This window comes from Streptomyces sp. NPDC025806 (genome assembly GCF_055558275.1).
The window spans coordinates 1-2,827 of sequence record NZ_JBVHMU010000050.1; the positions used below are offsets into that span (position 1 = coordinate 1).

The 2,827-nt window shown below is 68.7% G+C and carries 2 protein-coding genes; both read right to left on the reverse strand.

Annotation, left to right across the window (positions count from 1 at the left end):
* Positions 1 to 987 (reverse strand): 2-oxoacid:ferredoxin oxidoreductase subunit beta (locus ACZ4E1_RS40235; protein ID WP_467548966.1); only part of this gene is annotated, 987 nt, incomplete at its 3' end.
* A partial coding sequence (locus ACZ4E1_RS40240; protein WP_467548968.1) for a 2-oxoacid:acceptor oxidoreductase subunit alpha occupies positions 980 to 2,827 on the reverse strand: 1,848 nt, incomplete at its 5' end. The genes ACZ4E1_RS40235 and ACZ4E1_RS40240, both read right to left, overlap by 8 nt.

The following is a 2,827-nucleotide window of genomic DNA, read 5'->3' on the forward strand; positions in this document are numbered from 1 at the left end:
CTCGATGGCGGCGTCGAGCTGGTCGGACATCTGGACGTCGTAGACGGGCCGGCGGACGTTGCGGAACACGCCGATCGGGGTGTGGTGCAGGGTGTCCGGGTCGGCCAGGCGGGACAGGGCGAAGGCGGTGGTCGGGGAGGCCGTGTGGGCGTCGTGGACGAGGATGTCCGCCCGGTTCGCGTCCGTGACGGGCACGACCTTCAGGTCGCCGGTGGCCGGGTCGCGCACGACGCCCTTGGAGCCCTCGGCCCCGAAGGTGATCGGCTGGCCGTGCTCCAGGCGGATCACGGCCTCCTCGGCCTGCTCCTTGTCCTTGAGGACCTCGAAGGCGCCGTCGTTGAAGATGTTGCAGTTCTGGTAGATCTCCACGAGCGCCGTGCCCGGGTGCTCGGCCGCCTCGCGCAGCACCGAGGTGAGGTGCTTGCGGTCCGAGTCCACGGTCCGGGCCACGAACGAGGCCTCGGCCCCGATCGCGAGCGAGACCGGGTTGAAGGGTGCGTCGAGGGAGCCCATCGGCGTCGACTTGGTGATCTTCCCGACCTCGGAGGTGGGGGAGTACTGGCCCTTGGTGAGCCCGTAGATCCGGTTGTTGAAGAGGAGGATCTTGAGGTTCACGTTGCGGCGCAGGGCGTGGATGAGGTGGTTGCCGCCGATGGACAGGGCGTCACCGTCACCCGTGACGACCCACACGGACAGGTCGCGGCGCGAGGAGGCGAGGCCGGTCGCGATGGCGGGGGCGCGGCCGTGGATGGAGTGCATCCCGTACGTGTTCATGTAGTACGGGAAGCGGGAGGAGCAGCCGATGCCGGAGACGAAGACGATGTTCTCCTTGGCGAGGCCGAGTTCGGGCATGAAGCCCTGCACGGCCGCGAGGATCGCGTAGTCACCGCAGCCCGGGCACCAGCGCACCTCCTGGTCGGACTTGAAGTCCTTCATGGACTGCTTGGCCTCGGCCTTGGGCACCAGGTTCAGGAGTGACTCAGTCATCGATGGTCTCCTTGAGAGCCTTGGCGAGCTGCTCCGCCTTGAACGGCATGCCGTTGACCTGGTGGTAGCTGTGGGCGTCGACCAGGTACTTCGCCCGGACGAGGGTGGCGAGCTGTCCCAGGTTCATCTCCGGGATCACCACCTTGTCGTAGCGCTTCAGGACCTCGCCGAGGTTCGCGGGGAACGGGTTGAGGTGGCGCAGGTGGGCCTGGGCGATGGCGTCACCGGCGGTGCGCAGGCGGCGGACGGCGGCCGTGATGGGGCCGTACGTCGATCCCCAGCCGAGGACGAGGGTGCGGGCGTCGCCGTTCGGGTCGTCGACCTCGAGGTCGGGCACCTGGATGCCGTCGATCTTGGCCTGGCGGGTGCGGACCATGAACTCGTGGTTGGCCGGGTCGTAGGAGATGTTGCCCGTGCCGTCCTGCTTCTCGATGCCGCCGATGCGGTGTTCGAGGCCGGGGGTGCCGGGGATGGCCCAGGGGCGGGCCAGGGTCTGCGGGTCGCGCTTGTAGGGCCAGAACACCTCGGTGCCGTCGTCCAGGGTGTGGTTCGGTCCCTGGGCGAACTGGGTGCGCAGGTCGGGCAGTTCGTCGACCTCCGGGATCCGCCACGGCTCCGAACCGTTCGCCAGATAGCCGTCGGAGAGGAGGAAGACCGGGGTGCGGTACGTGACCGCGATCCGGGCCGCCTCCAGCGCCGCGTCGAAGCAGTCCGCCGGGGTCTTCGGCGCCACGATCGGCACCGGGGCCTCGCCGTTCCTGCCGTACATGGCCTGGAGCAGGTCCGCCTGCTCCGTCTTCGTCGGCAGGCCGGTGGAGGGACCGCCGCGCTGGATGTCGACGACGAGCAAAGGCAGTTCGAGACTGACGGCCAGGCCGATCGTCTCGGACTTGAGTGCCACACCCGGCCCGGAGGTGGTGGTGACGGCGAGGCTGCCGCCGAAGGACGCGCCGAGCGCGGCACCGATGCCGGCGATCTCGTCCTCGGCCTGGAAGGTGCGCACGCCGAAGTTCTTGTGCTTGGACAGCTCGTGCAGGATGTCCGAGGCCGGCGTGATCGGGTACGAGCCCAGATACAGCGGCAGATCGGCCTGCTTCGAGGCGGCGATCAGGCCGTACGACAGCGCCAGGTTCCCGGAGATGTTGCGGTACGTGCCCGTCGGGAACGCGGTGGCGGCCGGCGCGACCTCGTAGGAGACCGCGAAGTCCTCGGTCGTCTCGCCGAAGTTCCAGCCGGCGTGGAACGCGGCCAGGTTCGCCTTCATGATCTCGGGCTTCTTGCCGAACTTGGCCTTCAGGAAGCGCTCCGTGCCCTCGGTGGGCCGGTGGTACATCCACGACAGCAGGCCCAGCGCGAACATGTTCTTGGAGCGCTCGGCCTCCTTGCGCGAGAGGTCGAACTCCTTCAGCGCCTCCACGGTGAGCGTCGTCAGCGGCACCGGATGCACGTGGTACGCGTCCAGTGAACCGTCGTCCAGCGGGCTGGCCTCGTAACCGACCTTCGCCATCGCCCGCTTCGTGAACTCGTCCGTGTTCACGATGACCTCCGCGCCGCGCGGCACGTCCGCGATGTTCGCCTTCAGCGCGGCCGGGTTCATCGCCACCAGGACGTTCGGCGCGTCGCCCGGCGTGAGGATGTCGTGGTCCGCGAAATGGAGCTGGAACGACGAGACGCCCGGCAGCGTGCCTGCGGGCGCCCTGATCTCCGCCGGGAAGTTCGGCAGAGTCGACAGATCGTTGCCGAACGACGCCGTCTCCGATGTGAAACGGTCGCCGGTGAGCTGCATACCGTCACCGGAGTCGCCCGCGAACCGGATGATGACCCGGTCCACGCGCCGCAC